Origin of the sequence: Streptococcus sp. k-628, assembly GCF_013277475.1 — a bacterium.
GTDB lineage: Bacteria > Bacillota > Bacilli > Lactobacillales > Streptococcaceae > Streptococcus.
Genome location: NZ_VMMZ01000069.1, coordinates 1 through 15,925, shown reverse-complemented (window position 1 = coordinate 15,925; position 15,925 = coordinate 1). Strand labels below are relative to the sequence as shown.

Below are 15,925 nucleotides of genomic sequence, written 5' to 3'. Positions count from 1 at the left end.
ATACTCTTCGAAAATCTCTTCAAACCACGTCAGCTTTATCTGCAACCTCAAAGCTGTGCTTTGAGCAACCTGCGGCTAGCTTCCTAGTTTGCTTTTTGATTTTCATTGAGTATAAAAACCTTCTCATAAGCTTTTCTTGTTTTAAAGAAAAAATCACTCCTTCATTTGACTCTCTGCATCGGCCACAACTTGCTCTAAACTGGTCTGACCAAGTTCAGCCTCCATAGCCAGCTGGATTCTCTCCAATTTTTGATCCAAAACATCATGAATATGAGCTCCGACTGGGCAATTTGGATTTGGATTGTCATGAAAACTGAAGAGTTGACCAGTCTTTCCAAGACACTCAACCGCTTGATAAACATCTAATAGACTAATGTCCTTGAGATCCTTGACAATCTCTGTTCCCCCTGTTCCACGCGCTACTGAAATCAGCTCTGCTTTCTTCAACTGGGACAAAGTTTTTCTGATAATGACAGGATTGACCCCGACACTAGCAGCCAGAAAATCACTGGTCACCTTGCTTTCCTTCCCCTCGAGGGCAATGATTATCAGCATATGAGTCGCAATGGTAAATCTACTTGGAATTTGCATCCTCTTCTCCTTTTTACGAGGCTCCCCTGCCTCTACTCTTCTTTTTCTTTTATTATACCCTTTTAAGTTGTAATGTCAATCGTTACCACTTTTCAACCAAGCATCTAATTCCCTATCATAACCCTCTTTCTGGGCCAATTTACTCAGAAATTCCTGATTGTGAGTATGATGGATCCCATTGACCAGACTTTCATAATAAACCTCAAAATAGGGAAGTTTCAGATCTTTAGCCAGCTGCAATTCAGCTGCCACATCGTAGTCTACCCGTCGGAAGTCCATATCTACCAAGCCCTTGTCATCAAACTCCAAAATCATGTACTGGGCTCGCAAGTCCTTCCGCAGCTGAGCGTCTAAAAAGAAAGGTTGCCCAATCGAACCCGGATTGACAATCAATTGCCCACCAGTTCCGTAACGAAGTAACTGCTGGTGAATATGACCATAAACAGCTATATCACAAGGAGGATTGGTCACCAAGCGGTCAAAATCCTCTTGCGCTCCAGTATGAATCAACTCTCGTCCCCAGTTCTTATCAGGCAAATGGTGACTAATTCCCACCGTCAAATCCCCAAACTGACGATGAAGCTGGAGAGGTTGATTGTGGAGCAGTTCAATTTCTTCTAGGGAAATTTCCTCTAAAACATACTGGCACTGGCGCAAGAGATAGCGTTGGCTGGGACGAGTACTATCCAATTCCCTGCGGACACCATGCCAAAGACTGTCTTCCCAGTTTCCCAAAACTCTAGCTGTAATCGGTAGTTGAGCCAACAAGTCCAAAATCCTTCTACGCCCTGTCCCTGGCATGAGAATATCTCCCAAAAGCCAGTATTCATCCACTCCTAGCTGCCGAGCATCTGCCAAAACAGCCTCCAAGGCGGTGGTATTTCCATGAATATCTGAAAGAAGAGCTATTTTCGTCATATCCATCTCCTCGTTTTTTCTCTTGCAATAAGTATAACATAAAAAGTCACAGCTAGAGAAATCTAGCTTTTTTTGATATACTAGATAAAGATATTAGACAAGAGGAAGCGAATGACCCCGAATAAAGAAGACTATCTAAAATGTATTTATGAAATTGGCATAGACCTGCATAAAATCACCAACAAGGAAATTGCGGCCCGCATGCAAGTCTCTCCCCCTGCTGTAACTGAAATGATTAAACGGATGAAAAGTGAAAATCTCATCCTAAAGGACAAGGAATGTGGCTATCTACTGACTGACCTTGGACTTAAACTGGTCTCTGAACTCTACCGTAAACACCGCTTGATTGAAGTTTTTCTAGTTCATCATTTAGACTATACGAGTGACCAGATTCATGAGGAAGCTGAGGTCTTGGAGCATACTGTCTCTGACCTTTTCGTGGAAAGACTGGATAAATTGCTAGGTTTCCCTAAAACCTGCCCCCACGGAGGAACCATTCCTGCCAAGGGAGAACTCCTAGTTGAAATCAATAACCTGCCACTAGCTGACATCAAGGAAGCTGGCTCCTATCGCCTAACTCGGGTGCACGATAGTTTTGACATTCTCAGTTATCTGGACAAGCACTCACTTCACATCGGTGATCCGCTCCAAGTCAAGCAGTTTGATGGCTTCAGCAACACCTTCACTATCCTTAGTAAAGATGAGGATTTACAAGTAGGTATGGACATTGCCAAACAACTCTACGTCGAGAAAATCGACTAATTTCTCAAGTCCCCTACTAACCCTGAAAGTTTTATTTTCAGGGTTTTCTTATCTATTTTTTATATCAAAAAAGATAGCAAACGCTTTCACACTCCAACTAAATATTGTATAATAATTATAGAAAACATTACGTCACTAACATAAAAAAAAGGAGGGCTTATCATGAAAAAAATCATCTCCATCAAAACCATTCAACTTCTTGTCATTGATGGAATCATGCTGGCATTTTTGACATTTAAAGAGGGGCTTACTTGGGATTGGATTTTGATTTACAGTGGTTGGCTCATTTTCTTTCATCCTGTGCTATTGACCTATCTGTCCAACCAGCTTTGTGACTACTTTAGTCAACTCTATTCCCAGATTAGACCGAGATTCTGGCGTTTTTCCTTGCAAATCCTCCTATGGGATAGTCTAATGATTCTCTCCTTGATATTTTTAAGTCGCATCCCACTTTTCCTTCAGGGTACCCTCCTCATCCTAGGACATTTCATCCCCTCCTATCGCATAAGCCAAAGTCTGAAAAGAGACTTCCCCAAGGCCTATCAGAAACAGATTTCATTTTGGAGTATTTTATGATAGATGAGAAAGACCAAGCCCAGCCGGCTTGGTTTTTCTCATCTATTTTTAGTATCTAGGATAATGCTGACTGGTCCGTCATTGACCAACTCAACTTGCATATCCGCTCCAAAGATAGCTGTCTGAACGGGCACTTCTTGCTCTAATTTTTGATTGAAAGCATCATAGAAATCTGATGCCATATCAGGCTTGGCTGCGCCTGTGAAGGCTGGACGATTGCCTTTCTTGGTATCCGCAAAGAGGGTAAACTGAGAAATAGAGAGGATTTCTCCTTCAATATCTTTGACAGACAGGTTCATCTTGCCTTCTGCGTCTGAAAAAATCCGCATGTTGACAAGCTTTCTCACAGCATAGTCCAAATCTTCCTCTTGATCCTCTGGTCCAACACCAACCAGCAATAGGAGCCCCTGATTGATTTTTCCCTGAACCTGACCTTTAATGCTCACTTGGGCTTTTTTAACCCGTTGGATAATGATTTTCATAATAGCCTTTCTAGTAAGAGCTAGGACAACTAGCCGTTGGTTCGTTTGACAGAGTAAACTTCTGGCACACTCTTAATCTTGTCCACGACCGTGGTCAGTGTAGAGAGGTTGGTAATGCCAAAGGACACATGGATATTAGCAAATTTCATATCCTTAGTTGGTTGAGCGTTGACTGTTGAGATATTCTTAGTTGTGTTTGAGAGAACTTGCAGGACATCGTTCAAGAGTCCTGTACGGTTGAGGCCATAAATATCGATATGGGCCATATACTCCTTATTTGAGTTTGAATACTGGTCTTCCCATTCCACATCAAGGAGACGTTGCTCGTAGTTTTCTTGGGCACGCAGGTTCATACAGTCCACACGGTGAATAGCTACACCACGACCCTTGGTAATGTAGCCGACAATATCGTCACCAGGAACAGGATTACAACACTTGGCAATCCGCACTAGAAGACCTGAGGCACCTTCAATAACCACACCACCCTCATGCTTGACCTTGAGGGTTTCTTTGTTTTCAACCTTGACCTCGCCACCTTTGACAAGTTCTTCTGCCTCCGCCTTAGCCTTGGCACGTTCTTCCTCACGGCGTTCCTTCTCAGTCAGACGGTTAAAGACGGTAATGGCACCGATTTCTCCAAAACCAATAGCCGCAAAGAGGGATTCTTCTGTCTTGTAGCTGGTCTTTTGTAGAACTTGGTCCATGTGGCGCTTGTCCATAAATTTATTGGCTACATAGCCATTTTCTTGGAACTGAGCCATCAACATTTCACGACCCTTATTGACAGACAATTCCTTATCTTGGTTTTTAAAGAACTGACGAATCTTGTTGCGCGCCTTGCTGGTCTTGACCATGTTGAGCCAGTCACGGCTAGGTCCAAAGGAGTTGGGGTTGGTGACAATTTCAACCTGATCCCCTGTCTTGAGCTTGGTTGTCAGTGGAACCATGCGACCATTGACCTTGGCACCCGTCGCTTTTTCTCCGACTTTTGTATGGATTTCATAGGCAAAGTCAATCGGTCCTGAATCTTTGGGAAGTGAACGGACAGCTCCATCTGGGGTAAAGACGTAAATCTCCTCAGCCAGATAGTTTTCCTTAACAGAGTCCACAAATTCCTTGGCATCATCAGCCTGGTCTTGAAGCTCCATCATCTCCTTGATCCAGTTCATCCCAATAGCAGACTCCTTGCTGTTAACCTGCCCCTTAACGCCTTTCTTATAAGCCCAGTGAGCCGCAACCCCGTACTCAGCCACCTCGTGCATGGCTTTAGTTCGAATCTGGAATTCGATCGGCCCTTTTGGTCCATAAACTGTCGTATGGATAGACTGGTAACCATTGGCCTTGCGGTTGGCGATATAGTCTTTGAAACGACCAGGCATGGGTTTCCAAAGTTCATGCACGTAACCAAGCATGGCATAAACATCACTTTGGGTATCTAAAATACAGCGAATAGCAATCAGGTCATAGATTTCCTCAAAGCGTTTTCTCTTATCCTGCATTTTGCGGAAAATCGAGTAAATATGCTTGGGACGACCGTAAATCTTCCCTTTTAGGTGACGATCTGTCGTATAGTCTTCTAGTTTCGTAACTACCTCATCCACCAAGGCTTCACGCTCTCTGCGCTTTTCCTTCATCATATGGGTAATCTTGTAGAACTCCGTAGGATTGAGATAACGGAAAGACAGGTCTTCCAATTCCCATTTGACGCTGGAAATCCCCAAACGATGGGCAAGTGGAGCATAGATTTCCATGGTTTCTTTGGAAATACGCTCCTGCTTGTCTTTTCGAAGGTGTTTAAGCGTCCGCATATTGTGCAAGCGGTCAGACAGTTTGACCAAGATAACACGGATGTCCTCAGACATGGCCATGAGCATCTTGCGATGGTTTTCAGCCAACTGCTCCTCGTGAGACTTGTACTTAACTTTACCGAGCTTGGTAACTCCGTCAACAATCACCCGCACATCAGGACCAAACTCTCTTTCCAAATCGTCCAAGGTCGCATCAGTATCTTCCACCACATCATGCAAGAAACCACAAGCTACTGTTACAGCATCCAGCTTGAGCTTGGCTAAAATACCTGCCACTTGGATAGGGTGAATAATGTAAGGTTCGCCTGATTTGCGATACTGGCCACTATGGCATTCCACCGCATAGACCAAGGCCTTATAGACAAAATGGACATCCTCTTCCGTCAAATATTCTTTGGTTAAGGCGACAACTTCTTCGCCTGTTAAATTCACTTCTTTTGGCATCTCTACTCTCCAATTCTTCCTACCATTTTATCACTTTTTTAAGAATATGAAAACTAGATTGGAACAGAATAAGAAAAAAATAATTCAGAATTGCTTGATAATTCTGAATTATTAGTCTATAATATATTAAGAAGTTAGATTTTAAACTTAGGTGATAGAAGGAGAGATAGAAGAACGGAAACCATATTGTAACCCAAAGACTTTCTGACTTCCCCAATTCCATTGAAGATACGAAAGATAAACGGTGGAACTCGTGCCACATACACTGGTACCTTGATTGGATTTTGGAATTAAAAATCCTCAAGATACTTTCTTTTATCCTTTAGTTTATAAGGAGAACACCTATGAAAAAAACTGCTATTTCTATCTTTGCTCTCCTAGTGTTAGGAGTTAGCTGCCTGTTTCTATTCAGCCAGCAAAGCTATAAAAAAACAGTCGTTCAATACTATGCTAACGACCAGAACCTGCCCAATAGGATAACTTATAGTGAATATAGCGATAAACGAGAAGCCAACTACGGTGGCACTCTAAACATCACATCTATCAAACAAGCTAATGACGGAGTTTATGCAACCTATGAAGGGCAATTGACACCTCTCCAATAGTGATAAATTGATAACCAGCCTGTCTTCATCTAGTCATGCTGGTTTTTAAGTTCATTTTAAATCCTTACCTATTCTCCCCAACTGTGCTATACTTAATTTAGTACATTCTTTGAGATTGGAGCTAATATGAAAATCCATAAAACCGTGAATCCTGTTGCCTATGAAAACACCTATTACCTAGAAGGTGAAAAGCACCTCATCGTCGTCGATCCTGGCAGCCATTGGGACGCTATTCGTCAGACAATAGAGAAGATCAACAAACCGATCTGTGCCATTCTATTGACCCACGCCCATTATGACCATATCATGAGTCTGGACCTAGTTCGCGAGACTTTTGGTAATCCTCCAGTCTATATCGCAGAGAGTGAAGCCAACTGGCTCTATACTCCTGTCAATAATCTCTCTGGGCTTCCCCGCCACGATGATATGGCGGATGTGGTCGCAAAACCTGCTGAACACACTTTTGTCTTTCATGAAGAATACCAACTAGAGGAATTTCGTTTCACCGTCTTGCCTACACCAGGTCACTCTATCGGCGGCGTTTCTATCGTCTTTCCTGAGGCTCACCTAGTCTTGACAGGAGATGCTTTGTTCCGTGAAACTATCGGGCGGACCGACCTTCCAACTGGTAGTACGGAGCAACTTCTCCATAGTATCAAAACCCAACTTTTCACCCTACCAAACTACGACGTCTATCCAGGACATGGTCCAGCTACTACTATAGCTCACGAAAAAACTTTCAATCCTTTTTTCTAGTAAAATGATGACAATGTCTATCGCATTTTAAGTACACTATCCAGCAAATCTTTCTATTACAAAAGGCATCCAGCCAAGGTTTTCACACCTGATTGGATGCCTTTTTTCTGATGACTAGATTTTTTGCATTACCAAATAATCACGCGCTCTTCTGGTGAACGCCACATACCGTCTCCTTCTTTGACATCATAGGTTGTAAAGAAATCATCGAAGTTTGGTACTTGTACATTGACACGGAGTTTGGCTGGTGCGTGCACATCGACGCTAGCCAAAAGTTTCATAAATTCTGGACGACCTTTCATGCGCCAGATGCGACCGAAGTTGTAGAAGAATTCTTCTGCTGAGAAGTCTGGTTCTCTCTTAGCTGCTTCAAGCGCTGCAGCGATTCCTCCCAAGTCAGCCACGTTTTCTGATACAGTCAATTTACCGTTGATGGTTGCTCCATAAGAATCTTGTCCATCAAATTGGTCAATAACTTTTTGTGTTTTCTCCTTGAAGGCAGCATAGTCATTCTCTGTCCACCAATCCTTGAGGCTACCATTTTCATCGAAGGAAGCTCCGTTGGTATCAAAGGCGTGAGAAATTTCATGGGCAATAACCGCCCCGATACCCCCGTAGTTAGCAGAAGATGACTGATGCAAATCATAGAAAGGTGCTTGTAAAATAGCCGCTGGAAAGACAATCAGGTTCTTCTGTGGATTGTAGTAGGCATTGACCATATGAGCAGGCATGCCCCATTCCTTGTAGTCTACAGGCTGGTTCCACTTGCTCCAACTGTGCTTGATTTCTACACGCGCAAAGGCTAGAGCATTGTCAAAAAGACTAGCAGTCTCATCCACTACCTTGTCCTTATAGCGTTCTGGCAATTCTTCTGGATAACCGATATAAGGCTTGATAACATTGAGTTTGACGATGGCCTTGTCACGAGTTTCAGGAGTCAGCCAGTCATTTTTAGCCAAGCGTTCCTTATAAACATCAATCATAGTTGCCACTTTTTTCTCCACGTCTGCCTTAGCCTCTGGGGAGAATTTTTCATGGGCATACCAGAGACCCAAGGCTTGTTTGAAAGGACCTTGTGCTAGCTGGTAGGCTGCCTTGACCTTGTCTTTGGCTTCTGGAACTCCTGAAAGCGCACGGCTATAGGCACCTGACAAGACACGAATTTCTTCTGTTAAATAACTGGTTGAGAGATTCACAACACTTAAAATTAAGGTTGCCTTGAGGAGAGGCCATGCCTCTTCACTATAGAATTGATCTGCTGCTTGCCAGAAGCGTTCCTCGTCTACGATAACCTTGTCTGGCACTTGTCCAAGAACCGCTTGGAAGAAGTCATCTAAAGGTAGGGCAGGCGCAAATTTCTTGAAATCTTCATAAGCATATGGATGGTAGAGTTTAGCATATTCTGAACTTTCTTCATTAGAAAGTACCACTGCTGCAACTCGGCGGTCCAATTCTAGTCTTTTCTCTAGCAAGTCTTCAATTTCTTCATCAGAGAAATCATAAGCCTTGAGAAGATTTACGCTGCTTTCTTTCCAAAGAGTCAAAAGCTCTTCACGCTGAGGATGGTCTTCTGCATAGTAGGTCGTGTCTGGCAGGATCGTGCTTGGAGCGCTAGCCCATAGAACATTGATTCTAGCATCCATAAAGTCTGGCGATACACCAAAAGGAAGGAAATTAGGTTTTCCTGCAAGCTCAAACTCTGCTAGTTTAGCTGTAAAATCCGCAAAAGTCGCCAACTCTTGGAATTCTTTAAGGAGTGGTAAGACAGGTGTGATACCGTCGGCTTCTCTCTTGTCAAAATCACGAACTAGGTGGTGGTATTTGACAAAGTTTGCCAAGATAGCATCCTTAGGCACCTCTTCACCTGCCAACCACTTGTCTGTTGTCGCCAACATCAAGTCTTCAATTTCCTGGTCTAAATCAACAAAACCTCCCGTTTGAGACTTATCTGCTGGAATTTCAGCTGTCTGTTGCCATTCTCCATTGATTGCATCATAAAAATCATCTTGATAACGTGTCATCTTGTTCTCGCTTTCATTTGTACTTGTTTTTAGCTTAACAAAAATTACCTAGGAATGCAATTAAAAATGAACGGATGTTTCCCATTGTTTTTCAGTTATTATTTTAATTTTTTCAAAAATTAACTTGACTTAATTTTTTTTTTAATGTATATTAAGAGACAGGAGGAATACAAGTTTATGATACGTATCGAAAACCTCAGTGTCTCCTACAAAGAAACGTTGGCACTTAAGGATATTTCACTAGCGCTCCACGGACCAACAATTACCGGTATCATTGGTCCAAACGGCGCTGGGAAATCAACACTATTAAAAGGTATGCTGGGAATTATCCCACATCAAGGTCAGGCATTTCTCGATGACAAGGAAGTTAAAAAATCCTTACACCGAATCGCCTATGTCGAACAAAAAATCAATATCGACTACAACTTTCCCATCAAGGTCAAGGAATGTGTCTCGTTAGGACTCTTTCCCTCTATCCCTCTCTTTCGAAGTTTAAAGGCTAAACATTGGAAGAAAGTGCAAGAAGCCCTTGAAATCGTCGGCCTAGCTGACTACGCTGAACGGCAAATCAGTCAACTGTCTGGAGGTCAGTTCCAGCGGGTCTTGATTGCCAGATGTTTGGTACAGGAAGCCGACTATATCCTCTTGGATGAACCCTTTGTTGGGATTGACTCTGTCAGTGAGGAAATCATCATGAATACGCTGAGAGATCTGAAAAAAGCTGGGAAGACGGTTCTCATCGTCCACCACGACCTCAGCAAGGTTCCCCACTACTTCGATCAAGTCTTGCTTGTCAATCGAGAAGTGATTGCCTTTGGTCCAACCAAAGAAACCTTTACCGAAGCCAATCTCAAAGAAGCTTACGGTAATCGACTCTTTTTCAATGGAGGTGACCTATGATTGCAGAATTTATCGATGGATTGCAAAAATTCCATTTCCTACAAAATGCCTTGATAACAGCTATTGTCGTCGGGGTCGTAGCTGGAGCTGTGGGATGTTTCATCATTCTACGCGGGATGTCACTCATGGGAGATGCCATTTCTCATGCTGTCTTACCAGGTGTAGCCCTCTCCTTTATCTTAGGCCTTGACTTCTTTATCGGAGCCATTGTCTTTGGACTGCTAGCTGCCATCATCATTACCTACATCAAGGGAAACTCGATTATCAAAAGCGATACCGCCATCGGCATTACCTTTTCTTCTTTCTTAGCCCTCGGTATCATCTTGATTAGTGTCGCTAAAAGTTCAACTGACCTTTTCCATATCCTTTTTGGTAATATCCTGGCCGTCCAAGATACGGATATGTTTATTACTATGGGTGTGGGAGCAGTCATTCTCTTGTTAATCTGGATTTTCTTCAAGCAACTCTTGATAACATCCTTTGATGAACTCTTGGCTAAAGCCATGGGAATGCCTGTCAATTTCTATCACTACCTTCTCATGGTACTCTTGACTCTCGTGTCTGTGACAGCCATGCAAAGTGTCGGAACTATCCTGATTGTAGCCATGCTGATTACCCCAGCTGCAACTGCTTATCTGTATGCTAATAGCCTGAAAAGTATGATTTTCCTTTCCTCAACCTTTGGAGCTACTGCTTCAGTTTTGGGACTCTTTATTGGCTATAGTTTTAATGTTGCGGCAGGTTCTAGTATCGTGCTTACAGCCGCTAGTTTCTTTCTCATTAGCTTCTTTATCGCTCCAAAACAACGATATTTGAAACTAAAAAATAAACATTTGTTAAAATAAGGGGTAAAGCCCCAATAAATTGGAGGATCTAATGAAAAAATTAGGTACATTACTCGTTCTCTTTCTTTCCGTTATTGCTCTTGTAGCATGTGCTAGTGGAAAAAAAGAGGCAGCTTCTGGTCAAAAACTAAAAGTTGTTGCTACAAACTCAATCATCGCTGATATTACTAAAAATATTGCTGGTGACAAGATTGATCTTCACAGTATCGTTCCGATTGGACAAGACCCACACGAATACGAACCACTTCCTGAAGATGTTAAGAAAACTTCTGAGGCAGACCTCATTTTCTATAACGGTATCAACCTTGAAACAGGTGGTAATGCTTGGTTCACCAAATTGGTAGAAAATGCTAAGAAAACTGAAAACAAAGACTACTTTGCAGTCAGTGAAGGCGTTGAAGTCATCTACCTTGAAGGAAAAAATGAAAAAGGTAAAGAAGACCCACACGCTTGGCTCAACCTTGAAAATGGGATTATCTTTGCTAAAAATATCGCTAAACAATTGAGCGCAAAAGACCCTAACAACAAAGAATTCTATGAAAAAAATCTCAAAGAATATACTGATAAGTTAGACAAACTTGATAAAGAAAGTAAGGATAAATTTAATAACATCCCTGCTGAAAAGAAACTCATTGTAACTAGCGAAGGAGCATTCAAATACTTCTCTAAAGCCTATGGGGTCCCAAGTGCTTACATCTGGGAAATCAATACTGAAGAAGAAGGAACACCTGAACAAATCAAGACCTTGGTTGAAAAACTTCGCCAAACAAAAGTTCCATCACTCTTTGTAGAATCAAGTGTGGATGACCGTCCAATGAAAACTGTTTCTCAAGACACAAACATCCCAATCTACGCACAAATCTTTACTGACTCTATCGCAGAACAAGGTAAAGAAGGCGACAGCTACTACAGCATGATGAAATACAACCTTGACAAGATTGCTGAAGGATTGGCAAAATAAACCTCTGAAAAACGTCATTCTCACATGAGCTGGCGTTTTTTCTATGCACACATTTCCGGTCAAATCATTGGAAAATTCCGGCTGTTTCAGCTAAAATGGAAGAAAAAAGATTGGAGTATCCTATGGTAACTTTTCTCGGAAATCCTGTGAGCTTTACAGGTAAACAACTACAAGTCGGCGACAAGGCGCTTGATTTTTCTCTCACTACAACAGACCTTTCTAAAAAATCTCTGGCTGATTTTGATGGAAAGAAAAAAGTCTTGAGTGTCGTGCCTTCTATCGATACAGGCATCTGCTCAACTCAAACACGTCGTTTTAATGAAGAATTGGCTGGACTGGACAACACGGTCGTCTTGACTGTTTCCATGGACCTACCATTTGCCCAAAAACGTTGGTGTGGTGCTGAAGGTATTGAAAATGCCATCATGCTCTCAGACTATTTCGACCATTCCTTTGGACGTGATTACGCCCTCTTAATCAATGAGTGGCACCTATTGGCACGCGCGGTCTTTGTCCTCGATACTGACAATACGATTCGCTACGTTGAATACGTGGACAATATCAACTCTGAACCAAACTTCGAAGCCGCAATTGCAGCTGCTAAAGCCCTATAGAAAAAATCCTCTGTCACAAAGAGTTTTCTGCTCTTTGAAACGGAGGATTTTTGTTTACGAGTAAATATCAATTCAATCAGCTAAAAACAACTACCTTACTCTACAGATTTCAAGGCTTCAAGCATATCAACCTTTCTCAGATGATAATTGACAAAGAAACCAAGCAAGGTCAAAATGATACTTACTGCTGCCACTGGGATTACATAGACTTCCCAACCTACCTGCGGATAAAAGAGAATAGTCGCAGGCGAAATCATTTGAATCAAAAATTGGTGTAAATAGAAACCAGATACCAAACCAAGTACGATTCCCACAAGGGACAGCACAATCGTCTCACGGTAAATGTAGAGTGTGACTTCATTGTTATGAAAACCGAGAACCTTGATAGTGGAGAGTTCGCGGATTCTCTCAGCTACGTTGATATTGGTCAAATTGTAGAGGATAACAATAGACAACAGAACCGATACGATGACCAATATGGTCATGGTCTGATTGAGTGAACTTGCGACCGAGTCAAAGAGTCGAATGGCTGAAGCATTTTGGACAACGCTGGACACCGCAGATTGATTCATAAGCAAACCTGCCTGCCTTTCGATACTAGTAGCACTGGTATCCCTTAGCGATACCAAATAAGTGTTGGCTTGGGGTAGCTGTCCGTAAAGTTGCTCATAGCTTGCCTGACTCATATAAATAAAGTGACCAACGTAGTTCTCAGTAATAGCAGCGACCTTTAGCTCCTTACCTTCAATTTCTAGAGTCTGCCCAACCTTGACACCTGCCAGCTGGGCGAGTTTAGCTGTAATAACGACGCCATCTTTTAATGTCAGGTCCTGCTGATGGTCTTGCAGATGAATAAAGGGAGTCAAATCTTCCTTCTCTGTCATCATAAGGGTAATAGTCTGAAGACCAGCCTTGCCTTTGAAATCCTTGTCTAGCGTTTTAGAATAAATTTTCTGGTAGGCTTGTATCTCCTGCCCTTTCAACACTCCTTCTAGCTCTGCCTTATCCTGATTGGTCGCACTAGGATTTTCAGAGACAATCATCTGATACTGTTGGATTTGTTGAAACTGTCTAAACGGAACTCCTGCTACAGAGGATTGGATTCCCAAGCCTGCAAAGAGCAGAGCAACTGAACCTGCCACACCAAAGATTGTCATCAACATCCGCTGCTTATAACGGAAGATATTTCGGGCTGTTACCTTATGAGTAAAACTGAGACGGCGCCAGATAAAACCGATGCGCTCTAGTAAGATTTTAGCTCCTTTGACAGGAGGTTTAGGCAGTAAAAGCTGGGCTGCTTCGTCATGAAGTTCCCTACGAGCTACCAAGTAGGCTGGTAACACACTTGCCAACCAACTCAAACCAAGAGCTAATAAACTATAAGCCCAATAGAACTGAATCTGGGTTTCTCCCACCACCATGCCTTTTGTAATGACACTTGAAATTACACCGGCTAGTAAATAATGTCCAAGTATACTACCTAGAGCTGTTCCTACAGTCCCAGCTACTAGACCGTAGAGGAGAAATTTAGCGATAATATCCTTACTGCGATAACCCAAGGCCTTAAAAATCCCTGCATGTGTTCGCTCTTCATCCACAAAACGAGTCATGGTTGTGAAGGTCACCATAGCTGCAACAGCATAAAGCACCACAGGAAAGATATTGCCCACTGCCCGAATACTGGATGAAGCATTACTATACATGAGGTAGCCTTGACCGCCAGGCATGGTCTGACGATTATAGACTTGATACTTGGGCTCCGCCAAATCATCCAAGACTTGCTGATGTTTTTCTAATTTTTCCTTTTCTTGGGCTAAATTTTGTTCAGCCTGCTTTAGTTTGTCTTCTTCCTTGCTCAATTCCTGCTTGGCTTGAGTAAGTTGGGCACTAGCCTGCTCTCTCTGGGCTTGAGGAAGCAAGGCTAGTTGACTTTCTTGAGCCAGTATACGAGCTTGAGCAGCTGCTAAACGACGCTTGCCTTCCTGCAAATTAGTCTCAGCCTTGTCAAGGGCCTCTTGGCCCTTGTCTAAAGACTCTTGTCCTTCTTTTTTCAAGAGTTGCAGACGTGCCTCGCCATTATCTGTCAAAGCTTGTTCTAGATTTTCCTGATGTTGCTTGGATTTTTCTTCATAAGCTGATGAAAAAGCATTTAAGCCTGCTAAATCTTGATATTTCAAACGAGCTATATTGTAGACTTTCTGATCAAACTGACTAGGTAAAATCACCCCATAGGCTGTCAGAGTCCCACTTCCACTTCCTGCGTAGCCCATATCTCGCTGGGAGAGGATTTCAGCCGAATCCACAAAACCAGTAATGGTATAAGTATGGTCTTTTAAAGGGGAATGACCGCCTTCTTTTTCTTTAAAGCTAATCTCCTGTCCCACGCTATATTGACTCTGCAGATGACTGGCCAAAGCGATTTCCTTGTCTGACTGAGGAAGTCGTCCCTCTCTTAGCTGAAAGGTTGAAATTCGCTCTGGTTTGGAGTACAGCCGAATGGCATCCTGACCATTATCCATAGTCACATCTGTCAAATAGCCAAACTCAACCTCTGCGCCCTGAGTCTGTTCTAATTCTTCTTGATCTGTTTGATTCAAGCCATAGTTAGACATGACTGCCAAATCCAAGGTTTTAGCAGTTCTTAAATAAGCATTAGCGGTCGCCTCCATGTTGGGACTGGTTACTTTGAGTCCTACTAGGGCTAAAGATCCCAACATCATCAAGGTTAAGATGGATAAAAAACGCCCCTTGGAGCCTGTGAAGGACTGAATCAAGTCCTTCCAATAGGTTTTTCGCTTGATCATGCTAGTACTCCAAACTGTCGATATCCTGAGGATGCTGGTTGATCACCACATCCTTGACACTGGCATCGTGCATATGAATCACGCGATCAGCAATGGGCGCCAAAGCTCCATTGTGAGTCACGATAATCACCGTCGCTCCCTTTTGACGAGACATATCTTGGAGGATTTTCAAAACCTGCTTACCCGTCTGATAATCCAAGGCTCCAGTCGGTTCATCACAAAGGAGAATTTTAGGATTTTTGGCTACCGCGCGTGCAATGGAGACTCGCTGTTGCTCCCCTCCAGAAAGCTGGGCTGGAAAGTTATTGAGACGATGAGCCAGACCTACATCTGTCAAAACCTGCTCAGGATTCAAGGCATCTGTCACGATTTCTGAAGCCAACTCCACATTTTCCTTAGCGGTTAGATTGGAAACTAGATTGTAAAACTGAAAAACAAAACCGACATCATTTCTACGGTAATTGGTTCTCTGGTTGGAATTGTAGTCGGCAATATTGACACCATCAATCCAAATCTCCCCCTCATCATTGGTATCCATTCCCCCAAGAAGGTTAAGAACCGTTGACTTGCCTGCACCAGATGCACCTAGAATAATAACCAATTCACCCTTTTCAATCTCAAAATTCACATCACGATTGGCCAGAATCTCCGTGTCCCCAACCTGATAACGCTTGTAACAGTGTTTCATCTCAATATAAGCCATCAGACCCACCCTCTCTCAAACAGATTACTTCCTACTACTATTATAACGCTTTTTCAACTAGTTGGAAACTGCTTACATTCTCAAATCCTTATTAAAAGGCAGTTTCAAATTACTGCCTTCTAATACTCAATGAAA

General features: G+C 42.7%; 15 protein-coding genes. 8 read left to right on the top strand and 7 right to left on the bottom strand.

What is annotated here, in order from left to right:
- Positions 1-153: 153 nt before the first annotated feature.
- Positions 154-591, bottom strand: coding sequence for an Rrf2 family transcriptional regulator (locus HT730_RS08295; RefSeq protein ID WP_001166788.1), 438 nt, complete (start codon positions 589-591; stop codon positions 154-156).
- Between the two features lie 75 nt (positions 592-666).
- Complete coding sequence (locus HT730_RS08290; RefSeq protein ID WP_173307307.1) at positions 667-1,509, bottom strand: metallophosphoesterase family protein; 843 nt, start codon at positions 1,507-1,509, stop codon at positions 667-669.
- 111 nt (positions 1,510-1,620) lie between these two features.
- On the opposite strand from HT730_RS08290, the gene HT730_RS08285 reads away from it, so the two are divergent.
- Both HT730_RS08285 and HT730_RS08280 read left to right on the top strand, forming a co-directional pair.
- A complete protein-coding gene (locus tag HT730_RS08285) occupies positions 1,621-2,271 on the top strand; it encodes a metal-dependent transcriptional regulator (RefSeq protein WP_173212451.1) in 651 nt (216 codons plus the stop codon).
- 162 nt (positions 2,272-2,433) lie between these two features.
- Positions 2,434-2,847 (top strand): hypothetical protein, encoded by a 414-nt coding sequence (locus tag HT730_RS08280; RefSeq protein ID WP_173212449.1) that lies wholly within the window; start codon positions 2,434-2,436, stop codon positions 2,845-2,847.
- 38 nt (positions 2,848-2,885) lie between these two features.
- On the opposite strand, the gene dtd is transcribed toward HT730_RS08280, so the two are convergent.
- Together dtd and HT730_RS08270 are read right to left on the bottom strand one after the other, a co-directional pair.
- Positions 2,886-3,329 carry a D-aminoacyl-tRNA deacylase gene (gene dtd, locus HT730_RS08275; RefSeq protein ID WP_173307306.1) on the bottom strand — a complete coding sequence of 148 codons (444 nt, stop codon included), beginning with the start codon at positions 3,327-3,329 and terminating at the stop codon, positions 2,886-2,888.
- Between the two features lie 29 nt (positions 3,330-3,358).
- Positions 3,359-5,581, bottom strand: a complete 2,223-nt coding sequence (locus tag HT730_RS08270; RefSeq protein WP_173307305.1) for a bifunctional (p)ppGpp synthetase/guanosine-3',5'-bis(diphosphate) 3'-pyrophosphohydrolase — start codon at positions 5,579-5,581, stop codon at positions 3,359-3,361.
- A gap of 344 nt (positions 5,582-5,925) precedes the next feature.
- On the opposite strand from HT730_RS08270, the gene HT730_RS08265 reads away from it, so the two are divergent.
- Together HT730_RS08265 and HT730_RS08260 are read left to right on the top strand one after the other, a co-directional pair.
- Positions 5,926-6,186 (top strand): hypothetical protein, encoded by a 261-nt coding sequence (locus tag HT730_RS08265; protein WP_000750446.1) that lies wholly within the window; start codon positions 5,926-5,928, stop codon positions 6,184-6,186.
- A gap of 126 nt (positions 6,187-6,312) precedes the next feature.
- Entirely contained in the window at positions 6,313-6,942 is a 630-nt protein-coding gene (locus HT730_RS08260) for an MBL fold metallo-hydrolase (RefSeq protein ID WP_173307304.1), read from the top strand.
- A gap of 128 nt (positions 6,943-7,070) precedes the next feature.
- Here the strand turns inward: HT730_RS08260 and pepO are convergent, their stop codons facing one another.
- Positions 7,071-8,963: an endopeptidase PepO gene (gene pepO, locus HT730_RS08255; protein ID WP_173307303.1), complete on the bottom strand. Its 1,893-nt coding sequence runs from the start codon at positions 8,961-8,963 to the stop codon at positions 7,071-7,073.
- 177 nt (positions 8,964-9,140) lie between these two features.
- Between pepO and HT730_RS08250 the strand changes: the two genes are divergently transcribed.
- The 4 genes from HT730_RS08250 (at position 9,141) to tpx (ending at position 12,283) form a co-directional block, all read left to right on the top strand.
- Complete coding sequence (locus HT730_RS08250; RefSeq protein ID WP_125440897.1) at positions 9,141-9,863, top strand: metal ABC transporter ATP-binding protein; 723 nt, start codon at positions 9,141-9,143, stop codon at positions 9,861-9,863.
- Entirely contained in the window at positions 9,860-10,708 is an 849-nt protein-coding gene (locus HT730_RS08245; protein WP_000559787.1) for a metal ABC transporter permease, read from the top strand. Before HT730_RS08250 ends, HT730_RS08245 begins: the two co-directional genes overlap by 4 nt.
- A gap of 31 nt (positions 10,709-10,739) precedes the next feature.
- Positions 10,740-11,669 (top strand): metal ABC transporter substrate-binding lipoprotein/adhesin PsaA, encoded by a 930-nt coding sequence (gene psaA, locus HT730_RS08240; protein ID WP_172922047.1) that lies wholly within the window; start codon positions 10,740-10,742, stop codon positions 11,667-11,669.
- Between the two features lie 122 nt (positions 11,670-11,791).
- Entirely contained in the window at positions 11,792-12,283 is a 492-nt protein-coding gene (gene tpx, locus HT730_RS08235; RefSeq protein ID WP_000256026.1) for a thiol peroxidase, read from the top strand.
- A 95-nt stretch (positions 12,284-12,378) separates the two neighbouring features.
- Here tpx and HT730_RS08230 read toward each other — a convergent pair whose 3' ends face one another.
- Both HT730_RS08230 and HT730_RS08225 read right to left on the bottom strand, forming a co-directional pair.
- Positions 12,379-15,087, bottom strand: a complete 2,709-nt coding sequence (locus HT730_RS08230; RefSeq protein ID WP_173307302.1) for an FtsX-like permease family protein — start codon at positions 15,085-15,087, stop codon at positions 12,379-12,381.
- Between the two features lies 1 nt (position 15,088).
- Positions 15,089-15,790 carry an ABC transporter ATP-binding protein gene (locus tag HT730_RS08225; RefSeq protein ID WP_173307301.1) on the bottom strand — a complete coding sequence of 234 codons (702 nt, stop codon included), beginning with the start codon at positions 15,788-15,790 and terminating at the stop codon, positions 15,089-15,091.
- Positions 15,791-15,925: the final 135 nt, after the last annotated feature.

Excerpts from the sequence above, each read along its gene's own strand:
- HT730_RS08225 (WP_173307301.1), bottom strand. The coding sequence starts at position 15,790 with ATGGCTTATATTGAGATGAAACACTGTTACAAGCGTTATCAGGTTGGG.
- HT730_RS08230 (WP_173307302.1), bottom strand. The coding sequence starts at position 15,087 with ATGATCAAGCGAAAAACCTATTGGAAGGACTTGATTCAGTCCTTCACA.
- HT730_RS08280 (WP_173212449.1), top strand. The coding sequence starts at position 2,434 with ATGAAAAAAATCATCTCCATCAAAACCATTCAACTTCTTGTCATTGAT.
- psaA (WP_172922047.1), top strand. The coding sequence starts at position 10,740 with ATGAAAAAATTAGGTACATTACTCGTTCTCTTTCTTTCCGTTATTGCT.
- dtd (WP_173307306.1), bottom strand. The coding sequence starts at position 3,329 with ATGAAAATCATTATCCAACGGGTTAAAAAAGCCCAAGTGAGCATTAAA.
- HT730_RS08295 (WP_001166788.1), bottom strand. The coding sequence starts at position 591 with ATGCAAATTCCAAGTAGATTTACCATTGCGACTCATATGCTGATAATC.
- pepO (WP_173307303.1), bottom strand. The coding sequence starts at position 8,963 with ATGACACGTTATCAAGATGATTTTTATGATGCAATCAATGGAGAATGG.
- HT730_RS08245 (WP_000559787.1), top strand. The coding sequence starts at position 9,860 with ATGATTGCAGAATTTATCGATGGATTGCAAAAATTCCATTTCCTACAA.
- HT730_RS08270 (WP_173307305.1), bottom strand. The coding sequence starts at position 5,581 with ATGCCAAAAGAAGTGAATTTAACAGGCGAAGAAGTTGTCGCCTTAACC.
- tpx (WP_000256026.1), top strand. The coding sequence starts at position 11,792 with ATGGTAACTTTTCTCGGAAATCCTGTGAGCTTTACAGGTAAACAACTA.
- HT730_RS08250 (WP_125440897.1), top strand. The coding sequence starts at position 9,141 with ATGATACGTATCGAAAACCTCAGTGTCTCCTACAAAGAAACGTTGGCA.
- HT730_RS08260 (WP_173307304.1), top strand. The coding sequence starts at position 6,313 with ATGAAAATCCATAAAACCGTGAATCCTGTTGCCTATGAAAACACCTAT.
- HT730_RS08290 (WP_173307307.1), bottom strand. The coding sequence starts at position 1,509 with ATGACGAAAATAGCTCTTCTTTCAGATATTCATGGAAATACCACCGCC.
- HT730_RS08265 (WP_000750446.1), top strand. The coding sequence starts at position 5,926 with ATGAAAAAAACTGCTATTTCTATCTTTGCTCTCCTAGTGTTAGGAGTT.
- HT730_RS08285 (WP_173212451.1), top strand. The coding sequence starts at position 1,621 with ATGACCCCGAATAAAGAAGACTATCTAAAATGTATTTATGAAATTGGC.